The 19,331-nt window shown below is 74.0% G+C and carries 16 protein-coding genes; 12 read left to right on the top strand and 4 right to left on the bottom strand.

Translation table 11 applies throughout. The features are described from left to right. The first annotated feature begins 34 nt into the window (after positions 1 to 34). Positions 35 to 733, top strand: a complete 699-nt coding sequence (locus NX801_RS18415) for a GntR family transcriptional regulator (RefSeq protein ID WP_258788849.1) — start codon at positions 35 to 37, stop codon at positions 731 to 733. A 387-nt stretch (positions 734 to 1,120) separates the two neighbouring features. Here NX801_RS18415 and NX801_RS18410 read toward each other — a convergent pair whose 3' ends face one another. Further along, on the bottom strand, positions 1,121 to 1,402 hold the full coding sequence (locus tag NX801_RS18410; RefSeq protein ID WP_258788848.1) for an HPr family phosphocarrier protein: 282 nt from the start codon (positions 1,400 to 1,402) through the stop codon (positions 1,121 to 1,123). Positions 1,403 to 1,634: 232 nt separating this feature from the next. Between NX801_RS18410 and NX801_RS18405 the strand changes: the two genes are divergently transcribed. The 5 genes from NX801_RS18405 (at position 1,635) to NX801_RS18385 (ending at position 8,857) form a co-directional block, all read left to right on the top strand. Next, on the top strand, positions 1,635 to 4,838 hold the full coding sequence (locus NX801_RS18405; protein ID WP_258788847.1) for a bifunctional acetate--CoA ligase family protein/GNAT family N-acetyltransferase: 3,204 nt from the start codon (positions 1,635 to 1,637) through the stop codon (positions 4,836 to 4,838). Between the two features lie 92 nt (positions 4,839 to 4,930). Then, a complete protein-coding gene (locus tag NX801_RS18400; RefSeq protein WP_258788846.1) occupies positions 4,931 to 5,515 on the top strand; it encodes a DUF5998 family protein in 585 nt (194 codons plus the stop codon). After that, a complete protein-coding gene (locus NX801_RS18395) occupies positions 5,515 to 6,720 on the top strand; it encodes an alkaline phosphatase family protein (RefSeq protein ID WP_258788845.1) in 1,206 nt (401 codons plus the stop codon). The genes NX801_RS18400 and NX801_RS18395 overlap by 1 nt, the downstream gene beginning before the upstream one ends. A 230-nt stretch (positions 6,721 to 6,950) precedes the next feature. Beyond that, positions 6,951 to 7,598, top strand: coding sequence for a thymidine kinase (locus NX801_RS18390; protein ID WP_258788844.1), 648 nt, complete (start codon positions 6,951 to 6,953; stop codon positions 7,596 to 7,598). Between the two features lie 506 nt (positions 7,599 to 8,104). Beyond that, a complete protein-coding gene (locus NX801_RS18385) occupies positions 8,105 to 8,857 on the top strand; it encodes an aspartyl/asparaginyl beta-hydroxylase domain-containing protein (protein WP_258788843.1) in 753 nt (250 codons plus the stop codon). A gap of 34 nt (positions 8,858 to 8,891) precedes the next feature. Here NX801_RS18385 and NX801_RS18380 read toward each other — a convergent pair whose 3' ends face one another. From NX801_RS18380 to NX801_RS18370, 3 genes are all read right to left on the bottom strand, one after another. Further along, positions 8,892 to 9,428 carry a copper chaperone PCu(A)C gene (locus NX801_RS18380; protein ID WP_258788842.1) on the bottom strand — a complete coding sequence of 179 codons (537 nt, stop codon included), beginning with the start codon at positions 9,426 to 9,428 and terminating at the stop codon, positions 8,892 to 8,894. Continuing rightward, complete coding sequence (locus tag NX801_RS18375) at positions 9,425 to 11,917, bottom strand: heavy metal translocating P-type ATPase (RefSeq protein ID WP_258788936.1); 2,493 nt, start codon at positions 11,915 to 11,917, stop codon at positions 9,425 to 9,427. The genes NX801_RS18380 and NX801_RS18375 overlap by 4 nt, the downstream gene beginning before the upstream one ends. A 104-nt stretch (positions 11,918 to 12,021) precedes the next feature. Continuing rightward, positions 12,022 to 12,261, bottom strand: a complete 240-nt coding sequence (locus NX801_RS18370) for a hypothetical protein (RefSeq protein WP_258788841.1) — start codon at positions 12,259 to 12,261, stop codon at positions 12,022 to 12,024. A 747-nt stretch (positions 12,262 to 13,008) separates the two neighbouring features. On the opposite strand from NX801_RS18370, the gene NX801_RS18365 reads away from it, so the two are divergent. The 6 genes from NX801_RS18365 to NX801_RS18340 all read left to right on the top strand — a co-directional run bounded on the left by NX801_RS18365 (position 13,009) and on the right by NX801_RS18340 (position 19,211). Continuing rightward, positions 13,009 to 14,412: an MFS transporter gene (locus NX801_RS18365; protein WP_258788840.1), complete on the top strand. Its 1,404-nt coding sequence runs from the start codon at positions 13,009 to 13,011 to the stop codon at positions 14,410 to 14,412. A gap of 188 nt (positions 14,413 to 14,600) precedes the next feature. Beyond that, the gene (locus NX801_RS18360) at positions 14,601 to 15,695 is read left to right on the top strand and encodes a beta-ketoacyl-ACP synthase III (RefSeq protein ID WP_428986177.1); all 1,095 of its coding nucleotides are present in this window, start codon (positions 14,601 to 14,603) and stop codon (positions 15,693 to 15,695) included. Beyond that, positions 15,692 to 15,931 (top strand): acyl carrier protein, encoded by a 240-nt coding sequence (locus NX801_RS18355; protein WP_258788839.1) that lies wholly within the window; start codon positions 15,692 to 15,694, stop codon positions 15,929 to 15,931. Before NX801_RS18360 ends, NX801_RS18355 begins: the two co-directional genes overlap by 4 nt. A gap of 123 nt (positions 15,932 to 16,054) precedes the next feature. Further along, the gene (gene scoE, locus NX801_RS18350) at positions 16,055 to 16,942 is read left to right on the top strand and encodes a (3R)-3-[(carboxymethyl)amino]fatty acid oxygenase/decarboxylase (protein WP_258788838.1); all 888 of its coding nucleotides are present in this window, start codon (positions 16,055 to 16,057) and stop codon (positions 16,940 to 16,942) included. Next, positions 16,939 to 17,481 carry a (2E)-enoyl-ACP glycyltransferase gene (gene scoD, locus NX801_RS18345; protein ID WP_258788837.1) on the top strand — a complete coding sequence of 181 codons (543 nt, stop codon included), beginning with the start codon at positions 16,939 to 16,941 and terminating at the stop codon, positions 17,479 to 17,481. Before scoE ends, scoD begins: the two co-directional genes overlap by 4 nt. A gap of 83 nt (positions 17,482 to 17,564) precedes the next feature. Continuing rightward, on the top strand, positions 17,565 to 19,211 hold the full coding sequence (locus NX801_RS18340; RefSeq protein ID WP_258788836.1) for a long-chain-fatty-acid--CoA ligase: 1,647 nt from the start codon (positions 17,565 to 17,567) through the stop codon (positions 19,209 to 19,211). Positions 19,212 to 19,331: the final 120 nt, after the last annotated feature.

The raw sequence follows: 19,331 nt of genomic DNA, 5'->3' as shown, positions 1-19,331 counted from the left end.
GACGGACGGAACGGATCGAGGCGGGAGGTTCGATATGCGGGTGCCCGCGCACGCGGTGTGCACGGCGATCCGTGACGACATCGTCTCCGGTGTCTTCGAACGGGGTGGCCGGCTGACGGAGGAACAGCTCGCCCGCCGGTACGGCGTCTCCCGCGTCCCGGTCCGCGAGGCGCTGCGCACCCTGGAGTCGGAGGGGTTCGTCACCACCCGGCGGCACGCCGGAGCCTGTGTCGCCGAACCCACCGAGCAGGAGGCGGCCGACCTGCTGGAGGCCCGTTCGCTGCTGGAGCCGCTGGGCGCGGCGCGGGCCGCCCAGCGGCGGTCGGAGGCCCATCTCAAGGTGCTGCGCGGCCTGGTGCGGCTGGGGCAGGAGCGTGCCCGGCACGGCCTGGACGAGGATCTGCGGCCGCTCGGCGGCTGGTTCCACGAGACGCTGGCCCAGGCGTCCGGCAGCCCCTCGCTCGCCGCGCTCCTCACTCAGCTGCGGCAGAAGATCGCCTGGATGTACGTGGTCGACCCGGCCGGCCGGCCGGTGGAGACCTGGGCCGAACACGGTGCCATCGTGGACGCGGTGGCCCGCCGGGACGCCGAACGCGCCCGTGCCCTCACCGCCCTGCACGCCGAACGCTCGCTCGGCGCCCACCGGCTGCGCCGCTCCGGCCGGCCGGGACGCCCGGCGGACCGGTTGCCCGGTCCGCAACATGCCGTACACACGACGAGCGGCCCCAGTTAACACGGGGGCCGTATACAAAGGGGAGCGCCCGGCGTCCGGCCGCCGTCGCGCCGTGCACCGTCGCAGGCTTTTCCCCCGGCGGAATGGCCGGGCGGCGGTATTCCAGGGTGTATTCCGGAGTGCGGCGCCACCGGCGCTTCCGGCGGCTCCGGCGTTTCCTGATTTCCGCACTCCGGGGCGTTTCATTTTCGGGGGTCCCTTTTCCGGCTCTCCGGTCCGCCGGGTTTCCGGTTCCCGGGGCCTTGTCCTTCCCGGCGGGTCACGGAGGACGGCCGACCCGTGCCGGAACGACGACGAGGCCGCACGCCCCGGAGGAACGGGACATGCGGCCTCGTCGTGCGCACCGTCCCGCCGTGGTGCGGGAGCGGAGGAGGAATGGGGGGAGCCTCAGACGGTCTCGGGGAGCTCGTCCAGGCCCTCGGAGACCAGCTTGGCCAGGCGGTCCAGGGCGGCGTCCGCGCCCTCGGCGTCCGACGCCAGCACGATCTCCTCGCCGCCCTGCGCGCCCAGGCCGAGCACCGCGAGCATCGACGCGGCGTTGACCGGGTCGCCACCGGCCTTGGCGATGGTCACCGGGACGCCGGAGGCCGTGGCGGCACGGACGAAGATGGAGGCGGGGCGGGCGTGCAGGCCCTCGGCCCAGCCGACATTGACGCGGCGCTCTGCCATGGTGTTGCCCTTCACGTGCTGGTGGGTTGTCTAGACCAGTCTCTCATGGGTGGCGGAGTGCTCCCGCTGAGCCCGGCCGGCGGCCGGACCCGCCGGTCACCGGGCCGGTCGGTGGCCGCACTCCGCCGGTCACCGGGCCGACCGGTGGACGTGCCGGGCCGGCCGCCGTGGCCGGCCGGCCGCTCCGGCCGCCCCGCCGCGACCCCGGTCCGGTCCCCGTACTCTAGGGCCCATGCGGACCCCGCCGGAGCCTGAGCCCGAGCAGCCGGGCGACCCAGCCCATCACCTCTACCCCGACCACTGGGAAGCCGATGTGGTGCTGCGGGACGGTGGCACCGCGCGGATCCGGCCGATCACCACGGAGGACGCGGACCGGCTGGTCAGCTTCTACGAGCAGGTGTCGGACGAGTCGAAGTACTACCGCTTCTTCGCGCCCTACCCCCGGCTCTCCGCCAAGGACGTGCACCGCTTCACCCACCACGACTATGTGGACCGGGCGGGGCTCGCGGCCACCGTGGGCGGCGAGTTCATCGCCACCGTCCGCTACGACCGGATCGACGCCCGCGGCCTGCCCGCGAGCGCCCCCGCCGACGCGGCGGAGGTGGCCTTCCTGGTCCAGGACGCCCACCAGGGCCGGGGCGTCGCCTCGGCGCTCCTCGAGCACATCGCCGCCGTGGCCCGGGAGCGGGGCATCCGCCGCTTCATCGCGGAGGTGCTGCCCGCCAACACCAAGATGATCAAGGTGTTCACGGACGCCGGCTACACCCAGAAGCGGAGCTTCGCCGACGGGGCCGTACGGCTCCAGCTCGATCTGGAGCCCACCGACCGCTCGCTCGCCGTGCAGCACGCCCGGGAGCAGCGCGCCGAGGCCCGTTCCGTGCAGCGGCTCCTCGCCCCCGGTTCGGTCGCCGTCATCGGGGCGGGCCGCACCCCGGGCGGGGTCGGGCGTACGGTGCTGCGCGATCTGGTGGCCGCCGGGTTCACCGGCCGGGTCCACGCCGTGAACCGGGCGCTCGGCGCCACCACCACGCTGGACGGCGTCCCCGCGCACCCCTCGGTCGCCGGGATCGGGGAGCCGGTGGACCTGGCCGTCGTGGCCGTCCCGGCCGATCAGGTCCCGGCCGTCGTCGCGGAGTGCGGCGAGCACGGGGTGCGGGGCCTGGTGGTGCTCTCGGCCGGCTATGCCGAGAGCGGGGCCGACGGCCGGGAACGCCAGCGCGAACTGGTCCGGCTGGCCCGCTCGTACGGTATGCGGATCATCGGGCCCAACGCCTTCGGGGTGATCAACAACGCGCCGGCCGTGCGGCTCAACGCCTCGCTCGCCCCGCACCCGCCGGCCACCGGCCGCATCGGACTCTTCACCCAGTCCGGGGCCATCGGCATCGCGCTCCTCGCCGGACTGCACCGGCGTGGCGCCGGTCTCTCGTCCTTCATCTCGGCCGGCAACCGGGCGGACGTCTCGGGCAACGACATCCTCCAGTACTGCTACGACGACCCGGACACCGATGTCGTGCTGCTCTATCTGGAGTCCATCGGCAACCCCCGGAAGTTCACCCGGCTCGCCCGGCGCACCGCCGCGCTGAAGCCGGTGGTGGTGGTCAAGGGCGCCCGGCACACCGGCAGCGCCCCGCCCGGCCACGCCGTGCCCACCACCCGCGTCCCGTACGCCACCGTCTCCGCGCTGCTCCGCCAGGCCGGGGTGATCCGGGTGGACACGGTCACCGAACTGGTCGACGCCGGGCTGCTGCTCGCCGGGCAGCCGCTCCCGGCCGGCCCCCGGGTCGCCATCCTCGGCAACTCCGAGTCGCTGGGGCTGCTCACCTATGACGCCTGTCTGACCGAGGGGCTCCGGCCGCTCCGGCCCCGTGATCTGACCACGGCCGCCACCCCCGGGGACTTCCGCGCCGCGCTGGAACGGGCGCTGCGCGACGACACCTGCGACGCGGTGGTGGTCACCGTGATCCCCTGGGTGAACGAGGGCGCGGGCGAGGAGCAGCGGGGCGAGGGGCAGGGGGCCGGGGAACAGGGGGCCCGGGCCGCCGGCCGGGAGGCCGGGGCCGGCGGGTACGGCTCCGGCGACGGCGAGACCCTGGCGGCGGCCCTGCGCGAGGCGGCGGCCGGCTCACCCGCCAAGCCGGTGCTGGTGGTCCAGGTGGAGATGGGCGATCTCGCCGAGTCCCTGGCGACCGCCGGCCGGTCGGCGCCCCCGGCCCCGGAGGCCCCGGTCCCGCCGGCCCCGCCCGCCTCCGTGCCCGGACCGGCGGGCACCGGTCCGGGGCCCGCCTCCGCGCGGCCGGACACCGGTACCGGTGCGGCTCCCCTGCCGGGGCCGGCCGCCGGCGCGGCGTCCGTGCCGGGAGCGCCGGGCGCCGGGCCCGTCTCCGCGCCGGCTTCGGCCGCTGGTGCCGGTGCCGTGCCGGGGCCGGCCGTCGGTCCGGGAGCCGGCTCCGCGCCGAGAGCCACGGGCACCGGTCCGGGGGCCGCGCCCGCGCCGACGGCCGCCGGTGCCGCTGCCGTCGCCCCGCCCGGGCGGCCCGTGGACCCGCGCGACCCGGACCGATACCGCATCCCCGCCTATCCGGCGGCCGAGCGGGCCGTCCGCGCCCTGGCCGAGGCGGTCGGGTACGCGAAATGGCGGCGGCAGGCGGCCGAGCCCGGCCGGGTGCCCGAGTGGCTCGACGCCACCATCGACGAGCCGGGCGCGGCGGAGCTCATCCGGCGAGCCCTCGCCCCGGAGGCGGCCGCGGGCGGGCTCACCCTCGACGCCGGGACGGCCCGTGAGCTGCTCGGCCGGTACGGGATCGACGTACGCCCCACCCTGCCCGCGCCCGACCCGGACGCCGCCGTCCTGGCCGCCGGGCGCCTGGGCTACCCGGTGGCGCTCAAGACCACCGCGCCGCATCTGCGCCACCGGGCCGACCTCGGCGGCGTACGCCTCGACCTCACCGGTGAACAGCGGCTGCGCGGCGCGTACGCGGAACTGACCGAGGCGCTCGGGGCCCCGGCCGAACTCCAGCCGGTCGTCCAGGCCATGGTGCCGCGCGGGGTCGACACGGTGGTGCGCGCCGCCATCGATCCCGCCGTGGGCGCGGTCCTCTCCTTCGGGCTGGCGGGCGCCGCCTCCGAGCTGCTCGGTGACATGGCCCACCGGCTCGTCCCCGCCACCGACCGGGACGTGGCCGAGCAGATCCGCTCCCTCCGGACCGCCCCCATCCTCTTCGGCTGGCGGGGTGCCGCCCCGGTGGACACCCCGGCCCTGGAGGAACTGCTGCTCCGGGTGTCCCGGCTGGTGGACGACCACCCCGAGGTCGTGGCCGTGGGACTGGAACCGGTGGTCGTGGCGGCGCACGGCCTCTCCGTGCTGGCCGCGACCGTCCGGCTCGCCCCGCCCCCCGCCCGCAACGACCTCGGTCCCCGCAGCCTCCCCGTCTACTGACCGGCCGCCGGGCGCCCCGGCCGTACCCGCTCCCGGCGGCGAGGGCTCGCCGTCGTACCGGGCAGCCACCGGGCCCCCGTAGGATGGAGTCCATGGCGAAGACCGGTACGACGACCCAGGGGCTGCGCGCGGCGATCGAGCGCAGCGGCTACTACCCGGCCCTCGTGGCCGAGGCGGTGGAGGCCGCCGTCGGCGGCGAGGAGATCGCCTCGTACCTGGTGCACCAGGAGACGACCTTCGACGCCAACGAGGTGCGCCGCCATGTGACGGTGCTGGTGCTCACCGCCAACCGCTTCATCGTCAGCCACACCGACGAGCAGAACGCGGACACCAGCTCCCCGACGCCCTACGCCACCACCTCCACCGAATCGGTCAAGATCGGTCAGATCTCCTCGGTCGTGCTCAGCCGGGTCGTCGCCAACCCCGAGTCGTACACCCCCGGCACCCTGCCCCGGGAGGTCGTGCTGACCATCGGCTGGGGCGCCGTCTCCCGCATCGACCTGGAGCCCGCCGCCTGCGGCGACCCCAACTGCGAGGCGGACCACGGCTACACCGGCAACAGCACCGCCGACGACCTCAGCCTCCGGGTCAGCGAGGCCGGCGACGGCCCCGACACGGTCCGCCAGGCCCTGGCCTTCGCCCAGGCGCTCTCCGAAGCCACCGCGGCCAGTCGCTGATGGTCCAGCCCGTACACCCGGTGTCCGCCTGGCCCGACGATCCGGTCCCGCTCGCCCTCGACACCGCGCCCGTGCCCGAGTACGGCTCCGGCTCGCTCGCGGACCTGCTGCCCACCCTGGCGGCCGGGATGGAGGTGCCCGGGTTCGAGCCGCGCATCACGGAGCTCGCCCCGGCCGACCGGAACTGCGTCTTCCTGATCGACGGACTCGGCTGGGAGCAGATAAGGGCGCACCCCGACGAGGCCCCGTTCCTGCACTCCCTGCTCGGCGGTTCACGTGGCGGCACCGGCCGGCCGATCACCGCCGGTTTCCCGGCCACCACGGCCACCTCGCTCGCCTCGGTCGGCACCGGTCAGGTGCCGGGCGTCCACGGGCTGCCCGGCTACACCGTCCGGGACCCGGAGTCGGGCGAGCTGATGAACCAGCTCCGGTGGAAGCCCTGGACCCCGCCGCACGTCTGGCAGCCGTACCCCACCGTCTTCCGGCTGACCGACGCGGCCGGGGTGCACACCGCCCAGGTCTCGGCCCCGGCGTTCCAGGACACCCCGCTGACCCGGGTCGCCCTCAGCGGCGGCACCTTCCACGGCCGGCTCACCGGCGAGGAGCGGATGGACCTCGCCGCCCGGCAGCTGGCCGCCGGCGACCGCTCGCTCATCTACACGTACTACAGCGAGGTCGACGGCAACGGCCACCGCCACGGCGTCGACTCCGACCCCTGGCGCGAACAGCTCGCCACCGTGGACCGGCTGGCCCAGCGGCTGGCCGAGCAACTTCCGCCGCGCAGCGCGCTGTATGTCACCGCGGACCACGGCATGATCGACATCCCCTTCGACGAGGAGTCCCGGATCGACTTCGACGAGGACTGGGAGCTGCGCGCCGGGGTCGCCCTGCTCGGCGGCGAGGGCCGCGCCCGTCATGTCTACGCCGTGCCCGGCGCCCACGCCGATGTGCTGGCCTGCTGGCGCGAGGTACTGGGGGACAGGTTCTGGGTGGCGGGCCGGGACGAGGCGATCGCGGCCGGCTGGTTCGGTCCTTCGGTGGACGAGCGGGTGTACGGGCGGATCGGGGACGTGGTCGCCGCCGCCCATGACGATGTGGTGATCATCGCCTCGGTCAATGAGCCCAATGAGTCCGCGATGGTGGGGATGCATGGGTCGATGACCCCCGTGGAACAGCTGGTCCCGCTGCTCGAAGTCCGCCCCTGAAGCCCCGGGCGGGGCCCCGGTCCCGCCCGGAGGGCGCCCCGCCCGCCGTCCGGCCCGTTCCCACGGCGCCCCGTGGGAACGCCCGCCCGCCACCGCCGGCCGGTCCCGACCCGTCCGATCCGGCCGGCCCCACCGCCGCCGAACCGCCTGAACTGTCCGAACCGCTTCCGCCGATCCGCCTCCGCCGTACCTTCCCCGCCGACCCCGCCCCGAAAGGCCGTCACCCTCCCATGCCCGAGCTGGTGTTCTTCTCCGGAACGATGGACTGCGGAAAGAGCACCCTCGCTCTGCAGATCGAGCACAACCGGTCCGCGCGCGGCCTCCAGGGCATGATCTTCACCCGGGACGACCGGGCCGGGGCGGGCAAGCTCTCCTCCCGGCTCGGCCTGGTCACCGACGCCGTGGAGGCGGCCGAGGGCTTCGACTTCTACGCGTATCTGGTCGACCGGCTCTCCCGGGGCGGCCGCTGCGACTATGTGATCGCGGACGAGGCGCAGTTCCTGGCGCCCGAGCAGATCGACCAGCTGGCCCGGGTGGTGGACGACCTCGGCCTCGATGTCTTCGCCTTCGGTATCACCACCGACTTCCGCTCCAAGCTCTTCCCCGGCTCCCAGCGGCTGGTGGAGCTGGCCGACCGGGTGGAGGTGCTCCAGGTCGAGGCGCTCTGCTGGTGCGGGGCCCGGGCCACCCACAACGCCCGTACGATCGGCGGGCTGATGGTGGTCGAGGGGGCCCAGGTGGTGGTGGGCGACGTCAACGCCGGGGACGAGGTCGGGTACGAGGTGCTGTGCCGCCGCCACCACCGGCGCCGGATGACCGCCGCCTCCGCCCACGCCGGGGCGCTCTCCCCGGACGTACTGCCGGCCGCCCCGGCCTGAGCCCCCCCGGCCGCCGGGCGGCCGACCGGTCCCGACCGGTCCCGGGACCGGTCGGGACCGGCGGAGATCAATTCGGGGACGGCCGGGGATTCCGATTCCACCGGGGCATTCGGCAGGGCTGATTCGGCCGGTGGATCGACCGGTGGATCGACCGGCGGATCGACGGGCGACTCGGCGGGTAATGGACCGTACCAATGCCGCGGCACTGGCGTACGGTGGACAGCGCGGCGGGGAACGGGACGCGGGATTCGGTCAGTTGTGGTCGCCGGGTGCTCCGGGGAAACAGCTCACCACAGAAGAAGTCGGTTCGGGACGGTGCCGAGTTCCCGTGATCCGCCCACTTCTCTCGGGATTCGGGGCCGTGGGTGGCGGCGCCCGGGGGAAATCCCGCCGGCGGACCGGCGGTTGGTTTCTTCCGGTCGTTTTTCCCTCGTGCGGCGAGGGCTCGTCCCGGTACGCTCCCCCCGGGACGCACGGACCGTGGAGCGCTCAATCCTGGAGATCCCATGACCCCGGAAATAGAGAACGCCTTCGCCGCGATCAGAAGTCAGCACGGACCGGAATCGATCGTTCGGGTCGAACAGATGCTGGCGGCCGGGAAACAGGACCGGCACCCGCTCCAGCGGGGCGCCAAGTGGATCCTGCCCGGCATTTCCCGGCAGCCCTGGCACGATCCGCACGGCCACCCGGAACTCGCGCCCGTGGTCGCGGCGTTCGAGGCGAACCACGCCTCGGTCAAGAAGGAGCTGGAGGCCGCCTGGGCGGTCCGCCGGAACGCCTTTTCGGACTATGAGCACTACCTCACCCGCCAGTCCGACTGGCAGGCCCTCTACCTCTTCCGCAAGGGCGCTCTGGTGGAGGAGTCGGCGGAAACCGTGCCGACGGCGTTCCAGGTGCTCAAGGAGTACGCGGTCGACACCGGCGTCCTGTGCCCGCTGCTGGAGTGCCACTTCTCGACGCTGCTCCCCGGCGCCACCATCGCCCCGCACAGCGACCTGTGGAACTTCAGCATCAACCTGCATCTGGCGGTCGACATCCCGGAGGGCTGCGGGATCACCGTGGCGGGGGAGACCCGGAGCTGGCAGGAGGGCACCTGCCTGCTGTTCGACTACTCCTTCGAGCACGAGGCCTGGAACCGGGGCACCCGGCCGCGCACCTGCCTGCTGGTGGACCTCTGGCACCCGGAGACCACCGTGCCCGAGCGGAAGGCGCTGGTCGCGCTGATCACCGAGATCCGCACCCTGATGGGCGAGGGGTGAGCGAACCGGCACCCCGGGATGCCCGGGGGCCGGCTCACCCCCACCGGGCGGGAACCACCACGGCATCGACCCTGATCCGCCCGGAGGCGCGGAACCACAGGTCGAAGGGCACCTTGTCGCCCGGCTCCAGCGCCGGTGGATAGGTGATCATCACATTGACGTCGTACGGACTCATCCGCACCGCGCCCCCGGCGGGAATGGTCAGCGGCCCGGCCGACACCATCCGGCCCGCGCCGTTCGCCACCAGCCGCCGGGAGACCATGACCGACCCGAGGGCGGGGGAGGAGACGAGTTCCAGCGTGTCGGCACCGGCGCCGGTGTTGCCGATGTCGAAGTAGGCCGAGGTGCGTTCGGAGTTGGGCGGGACGAAGACCCGGCCCCGGGTGACGGCGATCCGGGCCGGCCCGGTACCGGCCGCCCCGGTGGCGGTGTAGGCGGTGAGCAGCAGCAGGGTCACCAGACACGCGCCCAGCGGCACCAGGGCGGGCCGCAGGGCCCGGACGGCCGGGCGGAGCCGGGCGCCCGCGCCGCGCGTCGGGGTCGTTCCGGCCGCCGGGGTCGTTCCGTTCATCGGACTTCCTTCACGGGTCGTGTCCGGTCCGCCGTCGTGGGCCGTGTCCGGTCCGCGAGCGGGAGTGGCCGTACGCCCGCGGCCCCCGCCGGAGCCGGGGCGGTGCCGGCTCCGCTCTCGGTCCCGGCCCTGTTCTCGGTTTCGGTACCGGTACCGGGCGCGGGCCCAGTGCCGGTCCCGGTCCCGGTTCCTTCGCCGGGGCCGGCGGGGTCGTACGGGCCGGCGGCCCCGGGCGGGGCCCCCGGGTGCGCCCGCAGGCGCAGGCTGTTGGCCACCACCAGCAGCGAGCTGGCGGACATCGCCACGGCCGCGAACATCGGGTTGAGCCAGCCGGTGGCGGCCATCGGCACGGTGACCAGGTTGTAGCCGAAGGCCCAGACGAGGTTGGCCCGGATGGTACGGAGGGTGGCGCGGGTGAGCCGTACGGCCGCGACCACCGCCCGCAGGTCCTCGCGGACCAGGGTCAGGTCGGCGGCGCCGATCGCGGCGTCGGTGCCGCCGCCCATGGCGATGCCCAGGTCGGCGGAGGCCAGCGCGGCGGCGTCGTTGACCCCGTCACCGATCACGGCGACCCGCCGTCCCGCCGCCCGCAGCTCCGCCACCAGGGCCGCCTTGCCCTCCGGGGTGACCCCGGCGCGGACCTCCTCGATGCCCGTCCGCTCGGCGGCGAACCGGGCGGCGGCCGGGCCGTCGCCGGTGACCAGCACCGGTGTGATGCCCAGGGCCCGGAGCTCCCGTACGGCGGCGGGGCCTCCCGGCCGGAGCGTGTCACCGACCGCGAGCACCGCGACCGGGCGGCCGTCCCACTCGACCACCACGGCGGTCCGCGCGGCCGCCCCGGCGCGGTCCAGGGCCCGCCGGAGCACCGCCGGCAGCGGGGCGTCCGGGCGGTGGCGGCCCACCGTGACCCGACGGCCGGCCACCCGGCCGGTCACGCCCGTGCCGGGCACCGCCCGGAAGCCGGTGACCCCCGGCAGCCGGCCGTCGCCCTCGGCCGCCCGGGCGGTGGCCGCGACGGCCCGGCCGATGGGGTGCTCCGAGCCGTGCTCCACCGCCCCGGCCAGCCGCAGCACCAGGGCCGGGTCCACCCCGTCGGCCACCGTCGTCCCGGTGAGCGTCATCCGCCCGGTGGTGAGGGTGCCGGTCTTGTCGAAGAGCACGGTGTCGATCCGGCGCAGCCGCTCCAGCGCCTCCGGCCCCCGGACGAGCACCCCGAGCTGGGCGCCCCGTCCGGTGGCGGCCAGGAAGGCGGTCGGAGTGGCCAGGCCGAGCGCGCAGGGGCAGGCGACGACGAGCACCGCGACCGCCGCGGTCACGGCGGCGCCGCCGTCCGCCCCGGCGCCGAGCCAGAACCCGAGGACCGCGCAGGCCACCGCCACGATCGCGGGCACGAAGACGGCCGCCACGGCGTCGGCGAGCCGCTGGACGCGGGCCTTGCCGGCCTGGGCGTCGTTCACCAGCCGGGTGATACGGGCCAGTTGGGTGTCGGCCCCGACCGCCGTGGCCCGGACCACCAGGAACCCGCCCGCGTTGACGGCCGCGCCCACCACGGCGGACCCCGGGCCCACCTCCACCGGCGCGCTCTCGCCGGTCACCAGCGACAGGTCCAGGGCGGAACCACCTTCGACCACCGTTCCGTCGGTGGCCACCCGCTCGCCCGGCCGGACCACGAACTCCTGGCCCACCCGCAGTTCCGCCACCGGGATCCGGCGGTGGCGGCCGTCCTCGCGCACCTCCACGTCCCTGGCGCCCAGTTCGGCGAGCGCCCGCAGGGCCGAGCCGGTGCCGCGCCTGGCGCGTGCCTCCAGGTAACGGCCGGCGAGCACGAACAGCGGCACGCTCACGGCCGCCTCCAGATACAGCTGGGCGCCGCCCACGTCCGCCCCGGGGAGCGGACTGAACGGCATCCGCATGCCCGGCAGCCCGGCGCCGCCGAGGAACAGCGCGTAGACGGACCAGGCGAAGGAGGCCAGCACGCCGAGGGAGACCAGGGTGTCCATGGTCGCCGTGGCATGCCGGAGGCCGCGCCAGGCCCGCTGGTGGAAGGGCCGGGCACTCCAGACGACGACCGGCCCGGCGAGGTTGAGGGCGAGCCACTGCCAGTGGGTGAACTGGAGGGCCGGGACCATGGAGAGCAGCAGCACCGGCAGCGAGAGCGCGGCGGTGATCAGCAGCCGGCGGCGCTCGTCCGCGCCGGAGGCAGTCTCCGCCCCGTCGCCGGACGGGTCGCCGGCCCCGTGCCCGGACTCGTGCCCAGGCCCCTGCTCGGCCCCTTGTCCGGCTCCGCCCCCGGCCGGCCGGCTCGCGGGCACCGGAGGCAGCGCGGCGGTGTAACCGGCCCGCTCCACCACGGAGATCAGCTCCTCGGCGGAGACCGAGGCGGGGTGGGAGACCCGGGCCCGACCGGTGGCCAGATTGACGGTCGCCGCCACCCCCTCGACCCGGCCGAGCTTCTTCTCCACCCGGCCCACGCAGGCACCGCAGGTCATGCCCCCGATCAGCAGATCGGTGGTCAGCGCGCCGGCGGTCAGGGCCCCGGCGTCCGGCGGTTCGGTCGTCGGCGGTCCGGCGGGCGGGTGTGATTCCGCGCGGGTCACCGGCCCGTCTCCGCCCCGCCGGTTCCTCCGCCACCCATGCCTGCCATTCCCGGCATCCCCGGTCGTGGCGCGGTGTCCCCGGAGGCGGGCACGGTCCGGTGCATTCCGGGGGCCACCGGCCCGGCCAGCCGGCCGGCGGCGAACGAGAGGGCGGTCAGCGCGAGCAGCAGGACGGCGAAGCCGAGCAGCGCCGGGGGAAGGGGGAGAACACGCTGCGGTGTTCCGGGTGACGGCATGGGAACTCCTCCGTGAACCGAGCCGTACGCCCGGCGCACACTTACGGTAGGCGGTGTCCTCGGGAAAAAATCCGGGAAACAGTCCGGGAAACTGTGACAAGAAAATCCAGGACGGCCGGGAACCAGAACGGCCCGCCGTCCGACATCATGAATATGGCCCCCGTGGCCCCGAAAGAGCAGGATTTTCGGGGCGGAAGAGGGTGTTCCAAGTGTGTCGGAACGCCGGCCGGTGCGGCGTCATCCGACCGCGAAACAGAAACTAATCGGCCATTCCCGAGCCGACGCCGAGAGGGTCCGGTGCCCGGAAGAAAAGACGGCCCCCGGGTCTTTCCGTAACGCCTTTCCGGCGGCCTTCCCCGGGGAACTGGGATCCTTCCGTCCGGCGATGGCCTCACCGGGGTGGGGCAATGGCCTGGACCTTTGCCCCACCGATGGTGGCCGCCGACCGCCCCACGGCCTCCTCTCCGATCGATTTCCGGGGCTTACCCAGGGCTTTTCGGGCCGGTCCGGGGTTCCGTTCCGGGAGTCCGGCCGAAATTGGTTGCCGAGCGCTTGTGGCGGCGCAGCAAGTGAGCCACGATCCGGAGTGCTTCGCGCTTCGAACGGATGGCGGCCCGGCGTGGAAACGTCTGATTCCGGCAGTCGCCGATCACTTTTCCGGTATGCCGCACCCGGTACGGCAGCGCGTCCGCGGTGAAAGATCCACTCCGCCGCACGGAGTGGATTCCTAGGGGGATCAGTTGCGCCATGCCTGCTGTTGAAACGACGTCCACGCCAGCTCGCCGGCGGCTCGGGCCGCCGCTGCTCGTCCTGGCCACCGCGCAACTGGTCATCTCACTCGACTACAGCATCGTCTATGTGGCCCTGCCCGGCATCGGCAGCGGGCTCGGCTTCTCGGGCCAGGACCTCCAGTGGGTGGTCAGCGCCTATGTGGTGGCGACCGGAGGGCTGCTGCTCCTCGGCGGACGGGCCACCGATCTGCTGGGCCGCCGCCGGATCTTCGTGATCGCCGCCCTGCTGTACGCGGTCTCGTCGCTGGTGGGCGGGGCGTCCGGCTCCCCGGGCCTGCTCATCGCCGTACGCGCCGTGCAGGGGATCGGCGGAGCCCTGCTGTTCCCGGCGGCGCTCTCACTGATCAACACCCTGTACGAGGAGGGCCCCGACCGGAACCGGGCGCTGGCCGTCTGGGGCGCCGCCGGAGCCGGCGGACTCTGCTTCGGCTCCCTGCTGGGCGGGGTGCTGGTGGAGGCGTTCGGCTGGCCGGCGGTGTTCTATGTGAACGTCCCACTGGCCGGCGGGACGGCGCTGGCCGGGGCGCTTCTCTTCCCCGCCGACCGACCGCCGCCCGGCCGACGGGACTTCGACCTGCCGGGCGCCCTGACCGCCACCGTGGGCATCACCCTGCTGGTCTTCGTCCTCATCCACGCCCCCGAGGCCGGCTGGGGCAGTCCCGGAATCCTGGGCTGCGCCGTTCTCTCGGTGCTGTCACTGGCCCTGTTCGCCCTGGCCGAGAGGCGCGCCCGGGCCCCGCTGACCCCCGGTCACCTCTACGGCCGGCGCGGGTTGCTGGGCGCCATGGCGCTGGCCGCCCTGTTCAGCGCCACCTTCAGCGCGCTGCCGTACTTCCTGACCCTGTACTTCCAGACGGTGCGTGGCTACGGCGCGCTGGCCACCGGCGCCGCCTTCCTGGTGCCGGCCGTCGTGGTGGCCGTCGGCACCAAGGCCGGTGAGCGGGCCGTCTCCGCCTTCGGCGTACGGCCCGTCCTGCCCGGCGCCCTGGCCGTGGGAGCGGCCGGTGCCGTCCTGCTCGCCGCCGGGCTGGGTGGCGAAGGCCCGTATCTCCGGCTGCTGCCCGGGCTGGTGCTGCTGAGCCTGGGCCAGGGCGCCACCTGGACCGCGCTGTGGATAGCCGCGGCCTCGGGCATCCCGGCCCGGGACCAGGGGGTCGCGTCGGGGCTCGCCTCCACCGCGCTGCAGGTCGGCGGTGCGGTGGGCCTGGCGGTCCTGATCGTGGTCGTCGGCGCCGGTGATCACGGCGCCGCCACCGCGACCCCCGCCGGAGCCGTCCGGGACGCCGTCTGGATCATCGCGGCCGGCATCGCCGCCGGGGCGTGTGCGCTGCTGCCCCTGCGCCACCGCGCCGCCCGCTGACCACGGTCCGGCCGGCCTCCTCCCCGTACACCGTGGGCACTCCACCCGGCCGGCCGGCCCCGCCCACTCCCGTACCTCCGGATCCCGCCCCGAACGCCCCCACTCCCGTACCTCCGGAGCCACCCCCGACCGTCCGCCCGCATCCCCACCCCACCCCAGCCGCACCCCGGGAGCACCGAGGAGCCCTCGTGTTCAGCTCACCCGCACCGACACCCACCACCGCCACCGCGCCGCCCGCCGTGCCCCCGGCCCGGGCCGCCGTCCTCTGCGGTCTGGGCGGCTGGCTGCCGTCCCGGGTGGTGACCAATGAGGAACTGTCCCGCCGGCTCGACACCAGTGACGCCTGGATCCGCACCCGTACCGGCATCACCCAGCGGTACGCCGCCGGGCCCGGCGAGGCCACCTCGGACCTGGCCGTGGCGGCGGGGCGCCGGGCGCTGCGCTCGGCGGGAGCGCCGGAGGCGGACGCGGTGGTGGTCGCCACCACCACACCCGACCGTTCCTGCCCCGCCACCGCGCCGCTCGTCGCCGACCGGCTGGGACTGGCCGGTGCGTGCGCCTTCGACGTCGGCGCCGTCTGCACCGGTTTCGTCTACGGGCTGGCGTCGGCCGCCGGGCTGATCGCCGCCGGAGTGGCCGAGCGGGTGCTGCTGATCGGGGCGGACACCTACTCCACGATCGTCGACCCGGAGGACCGGGCCAACGCGATCATCTTCGGCGACGGGGCCGGCGCCGTGGTCCTGCGTGCCGGAAGCCCCACCGAGCCCGGCGCCGTCGGCCACTTCGACCTGGGCAGCGACGGCGCCGGCGAGGAACTGATCATGGTGGCGGCCGGCGGCTCGCGCCGGCGCCCGGCCCCGGGCCCGGCGGAACGGCCGGACGGCTACTTCGCCATGCGCGGCAAGGAGGTCTACCGCCACGCGGTGACCCGGATGACCGCGTCGGCGCGGGCCTCGCTCGCCCTGGCCGGCCTCAAGACCGACGACATCGACCGGCTCGTCCCGCACCAGGCCAATGCGCGGATCCTGCGCTCGGTGGCCCAGGAACTGGAACTGCCCCCGGACCGGCTGGTGAGCAATGTCGCCACGGTGGGCAACACCGGCGCCGCGTCCGTGCCGCTCGCCCTGGCCGACGCGGCCGCCCGGGACGGGCTCCGGCCGGGTGAACGGGTGCTGCTCACCGCCTTCGGCGGCGGACTCACCTGGGGCTCCTGCCTGCTGACCTGGCCCGCCCTCGGGCCGACCATCCACCCGCACGACGGAGGAGGAACCCCGGCACCATGAGCGCCACCACCTACGACCGGCTGGTCGAGATCGTCACGACCGTGCACGACGCCCCGACCCACCGGATCAGTCCGGACATCACCTTCGCCCAGCTCGACGTCGACTCGCTGACGATGGTCGAGATCGGCATGCGCATCGAGCGCGACCTCGGGGTCCACATCACCGACGACGAACTGAGCGAAGACCTCACCCTCGGCGCGACCAGCACCCTCATCGAGACGAGGCTCGGCCAGTAGTGCTCCGCGAAGACCGGCGAGACCGGCGGGATCAGTGGAGGCCGGCGGGACCGGCTGAGACCGGCGACACCGGCGGAGACCAGTGAAGACCAGTAGAGAGCAGTATCGAAGAGAGCGGGAACGATGGACATCACGGTTCATGACGACCGAGCGATCGGCGCCTCGGTCCACGGGTTCGACCACACCACCGCCACGGCGGAGGAGATCGACGCCGTCCTCTCGGCGGTCTACGACCACAAGATCGCCGTACTGAAGGACCAGGAGCTGAGCCCACGCCAGTTTCTGGAGCTGGGCGGGCGGTTCGGCCGTCCGGAGACCTACTACGAGCCGATGTACCAGCACCCCGAGGTCCCGGAGGTGTTCGTCTCCTCCAATGTGCCGGAGAACGGGAAACAGATAGGCGTACCGAAGACCGGTAAGTTCTGGCACGCCGACTACCAGTTCATGCCGGACCCCTTCGGCATCACCCTCATCTACCCGCAGGTCGTGCCCGAGAAGAACCGGGGAACCTACTTCATCGACATGGGGAAGGCGTACGAACGGCTGCCCGGTGACCTGAAGAAGGAGGTGTCCGGCACCTTCTGCGAGCACTCGGTGCGCAAGTACTTCAAGATCCGCCCGTCGGACGTCTACCGGCCGCTCTCCGAGGTCATCACGGAGGTCGACACCAAGACCCCGCCCGTGCTGAAGCCCACCACCTTCGTCCATCCGATGACCGGTGAGACGGTCCTCTACCTCAGCGAGGGCTTCACCCTCCGCATCGCCGACGAGCACGGCGAACCGCTGGAGACCGATCTGCTGCACCGTGTCTTCGAGGCGACCGGCCAGCTCGACGACACCTTCGCCCACCCCAACATCCATCTCCAGACCTTCGAGCGGGGAGACCTGCTCGTCTGGGACAACCGCAGCCTCATCCACCGCGCCCGGCACACCACCACCCCGGAGCCGACCGTGTCCTTCCGGGTGACCGTGCACGACGCGCACAAGCTGTACGACGAGCCCGCGGCATGACCGCGCCGGTGACCGGGAGACGCTCCCCGGCGCGACGGAGCTGGGACACCGACGAGGAACTGCTGCCCCAAGTGCTGCGGCCCTACAAGGCCCACTGCAAATATCTGCTGTCCGCCTCGGTCGGCACGGCGGCCGGCCGGGTGACGGCCCGCTGCGACCTGGCCATCCCGGAGTCCTGCTACATCGACGACACCGGACACCTCAACGCCGTCGAGGTCAACATCAGTTACAACCAGATGATGTATTACACCGTCGCCAAGGCGGTGAAGGAGGAGCTGCTGCCCGCGTTCGACGGCTGGACGCTGGACGACTACTGGCGCCACCAGCTCCCCGACATCCTCATCGCCCGCTTCAGCGGCAACTTCCGCCGGCCCATCAACGCCCGTGCCTTCCACGGGGAGATCGAGTTCCTCTCCGTGGAACGGCGCTCGCCCGGTGGGGAGTCACTGCTCCTCGCCGACACCTCCTACCGGTACTGGGACGACACGGGCGGCCGCTGCGACGGCACGGTCAAGCTCGCCTTCCGCGACGCCCCATGAGCCGGGGACCGCAGCCCCGGGGGCGTACCGCCGCACCCTCCCGCGGTGGTACGCCCCCGGCCGACCGAGAGGCAGGACCGCACATGGCCGAACCGGCCCGCCCGGCGGCAGCCGGCGCACCGCCCCACCGACCCGGACCACCCCACCACCCCGGGTCGCCCCACCATTCCGCACCGGCCCACCACTCCGGACCGGCCACGCTGGTCGACACCGCGCGGCACCACGCGGCGCACCGCCCGGACACCGCCGCCGTGCTCTGCGAGGGGCGCACCCTGACCTACGCGGAGCTGCACACCGGCGGCAACCGCGTCGCCCACGCGCTGCGGGCCGCCGGAGCGGCGCCCGGCGCCCGGGTCGCGTATCTGGGCAAGGAGTCCGAGCACTACTACGAGATCCTCTTCGGCTGCGCCAAGAGCGAGACCGTGCTGGTGCCCGTCAACTGGCGGCTGACCCCGGACGAGGTCGGCCACATCCTCCAGGACTCCGGCAGCGAAGTGCTGTTTCTGGAGGAGGAGTTCGCCGGCGTCCTCGACCGGCTGCCGGGCGCGCCGCCCAAGACGGTGGTACGGCTCGGCGCCACCGGGGACTACCCCGCCTGGAAGGCGCGGCACCCCGGCACCGAACCGCCGTCCGCCGCCGGCCCCGGCACCCCGGTCGCCCAGCTCTACACCAGCGGCACCACCGGACTGCCCAAGGGGGTGGTGCTCGCCCACCGCAGCTTCTTCGCCATCCGCGACGCGCTGACCGGTGCCGGTCTCGACTGGATCGACTGGCGGCCGGGGGACGTGGCGCTCATCGGCATCCCCGGCTTCCACATCGGCGGCCTGTGGTGGGCGACCCAGAACCTCAATGCCGGGGTGACCGTGGTCGCGATGCGCGCCTTCACCCCCCGGGGCGCGATCGACCTCATCCGCGACCAGGGTGTGACCACGGCCTGTGTCGTGCCCGCGATGCTCCGCATGATGGTGCGTGAACCCGGGGTGTCACGGGACGACTTCGCCACCCTCCGGAAGATCGTCTATGGCGGCTCACCGATCTCCGAAGCGCTGCTGGAGGAGAGCCTCGCCCTGTTCGGCGGCGAGTTCGCGCAGATCTACGGCCTCACCGAGACCGGTAACACCGCCGTCTGCCTGCCGCCCGCCGACCATGTCCCCGGCCACCCCCGGATGAAGGCCGCGGGCCGCCCTTACCCGGGGGTGCGCTGCAAGGTCGTCGACGAGGAGGGCCGCGAACTCCCGCCCGGCACACCGGGGGAGATCTGCCTCGCCACCCCGGCGCACATGGTGGAGTACTGGGGGCTGCCCGAGCGCACCGCCGAGACCCTGCGGGACGGCTGGATCCACACCGGGGACGCCGGCTATCTGGACGAGGACGGCTATGTCTTCATCCGCGACCGCATCAAGGACGTGATCCTCGTCGCGGGGGAGAACGTCTACCCCGCCGAGATCGAGAACGTGCTGGAACGGCATCCCGGGGTGGCCGACGCGGTGGTCGTGGGCGCCCCCGACGAACGCTGGGGCGAGCAGGTCCGCGCCTTCGTCGTCCCGGCGCCCGGCCGGCGGCCCGCCCCGGGAGAGCTGCACCGCTTCCTCGCCGAGCGGATCGCCGCCTTCAAACTGCCCGCCCGCTACGAGTTCATCGACCGCGTGCCACGCAATCCGAGCGGCAAGATCCTCCGCCGCGAACTCCGCGACCGCTTCTGGACCGACACCGAACGCAAGGTGAACTGACCGGCCCCGGGCTCCTGTTCACCGGCCTCCGGCCCTGGGCCCTGGGCTCCCGGCCCCTGTGCGCCGATCCCCGGTTCCGGGCCCTGAGCCCCGGCCCCCGGGCCGACTCCGCCCGGCGAC

This window comes from Streptomyces pyxinae, assembly GCF_024756275.1.
In the GTDB taxonomy this organism is placed as follows: domain Bacteria; phylum Actinomycetota; class Actinomycetes; order Streptomycetales; family Streptomycetaceae; genus Streptomyces; species Streptomyces pyxinae.
The sequence above is the reverse complement of the archived record's forward strand: the minus strand, read 5'-3'. Positions and strand labels throughout refer to the sequence as shown.

Bases quoted from the DNA above. Each gene is read 5' to 3' on its own strand.
- NX801_RS18415 (WP_258788849.1), top strand. From the start codon at position 35: ATGCGGGTGCCCGCGCACGCGGTGTGCACGGCGATCCGTGACGACATC.
- NX801_RS18410 (WP_258788848.1), bottom strand. From the start codon at position 1,402: ATGGCAGAGCGCCGCGTCAATGTCGGCTGGGCCGAGGGCCTGCACGCC.
- NX801_RS18405 (WP_258788847.1), top strand. From the start codon at position 1,635: ATGCGGACCCCGCCGGAGCCTGAGCCCGAGCAGCCGGGCGACCCAGCC.
- NX801_RS18400 (WP_258788846.1), top strand. From the start codon at position 4,931: ATGGCGAAGACCGGTACGACGACCCAGGGGCTGCGCGCGGCGATCGAG.
- NX801_RS18395 (WP_258788845.1), top strand. From the start codon at position 5,515: ATGGTCCAGCCCGTACACCCGGTGTCCGCCTGGCCCGACGATCCGGTC.
- NX801_RS18390 (WP_258788844.1), top strand. From the start codon at position 6,951: ATGCCCGAGCTGGTGTTCTTCTCCGGAACGATGGACTGCGGAAAGAGC.
- NX801_RS18385 (WP_258788843.1), top strand. From the start codon at position 8,105: ATGACCCCGGAAATAGAGAACGCCTTCGCCGCGATCAGAAGTCAGCAC.
- NX801_RS18380 (WP_258788842.1), bottom strand. From the start codon at position 9,428: ATGAACGGAACGACCCCGGCGGCCGGAACGACCCCGACGCGCGGCGCG.
- NX801_RS18375 (WP_258788936.1), bottom strand. From the start codon at position 11,917: ATGACCTGCGGTGCCTGCGTGGGCCGGGTGGAGAAGAAGCTCGGCCGG.
- NX801_RS18370 (WP_258788841.1), bottom strand. From the start codon at position 12,261: ATGCCGTCACCCGGAACACCGCAGCGTGTTCTCCCCCTTCCCCCGGCG.
- NX801_RS18365 (WP_258788840.1), top strand. From the start codon at position 13,009: ATGCCTGCTGTTGAAACGACGTCCACGCCAGCTCGCCGGCGGCTCGGG.
- NX801_RS18355 (WP_258788839.1), top strand. From the start codon at position 15,692: ATGAGCGCCACCACCTACGACCGGCTGGTCGAGATCGTCACGACCGTG.
- scoE (WP_258788838.1), top strand. From the start codon at position 16,055: ATGGACATCACGGTTCATGACGACCGAGCGATCGGCGCCTCGGTCCAC.
- scoD (WP_258788837.1), top strand. From the start codon at position 16,939: ATGACCGCGCCGGTGACCGGGAGACGCTCCCCGGCGCGACGGAGCTGG.
- NX801_RS18340 (WP_258788836.1), top strand. From the start codon at position 17,565: ATGGCCGAACCGGCCCGCCCGGCGGCAGCCGGCGCACCGCCCCACCGA.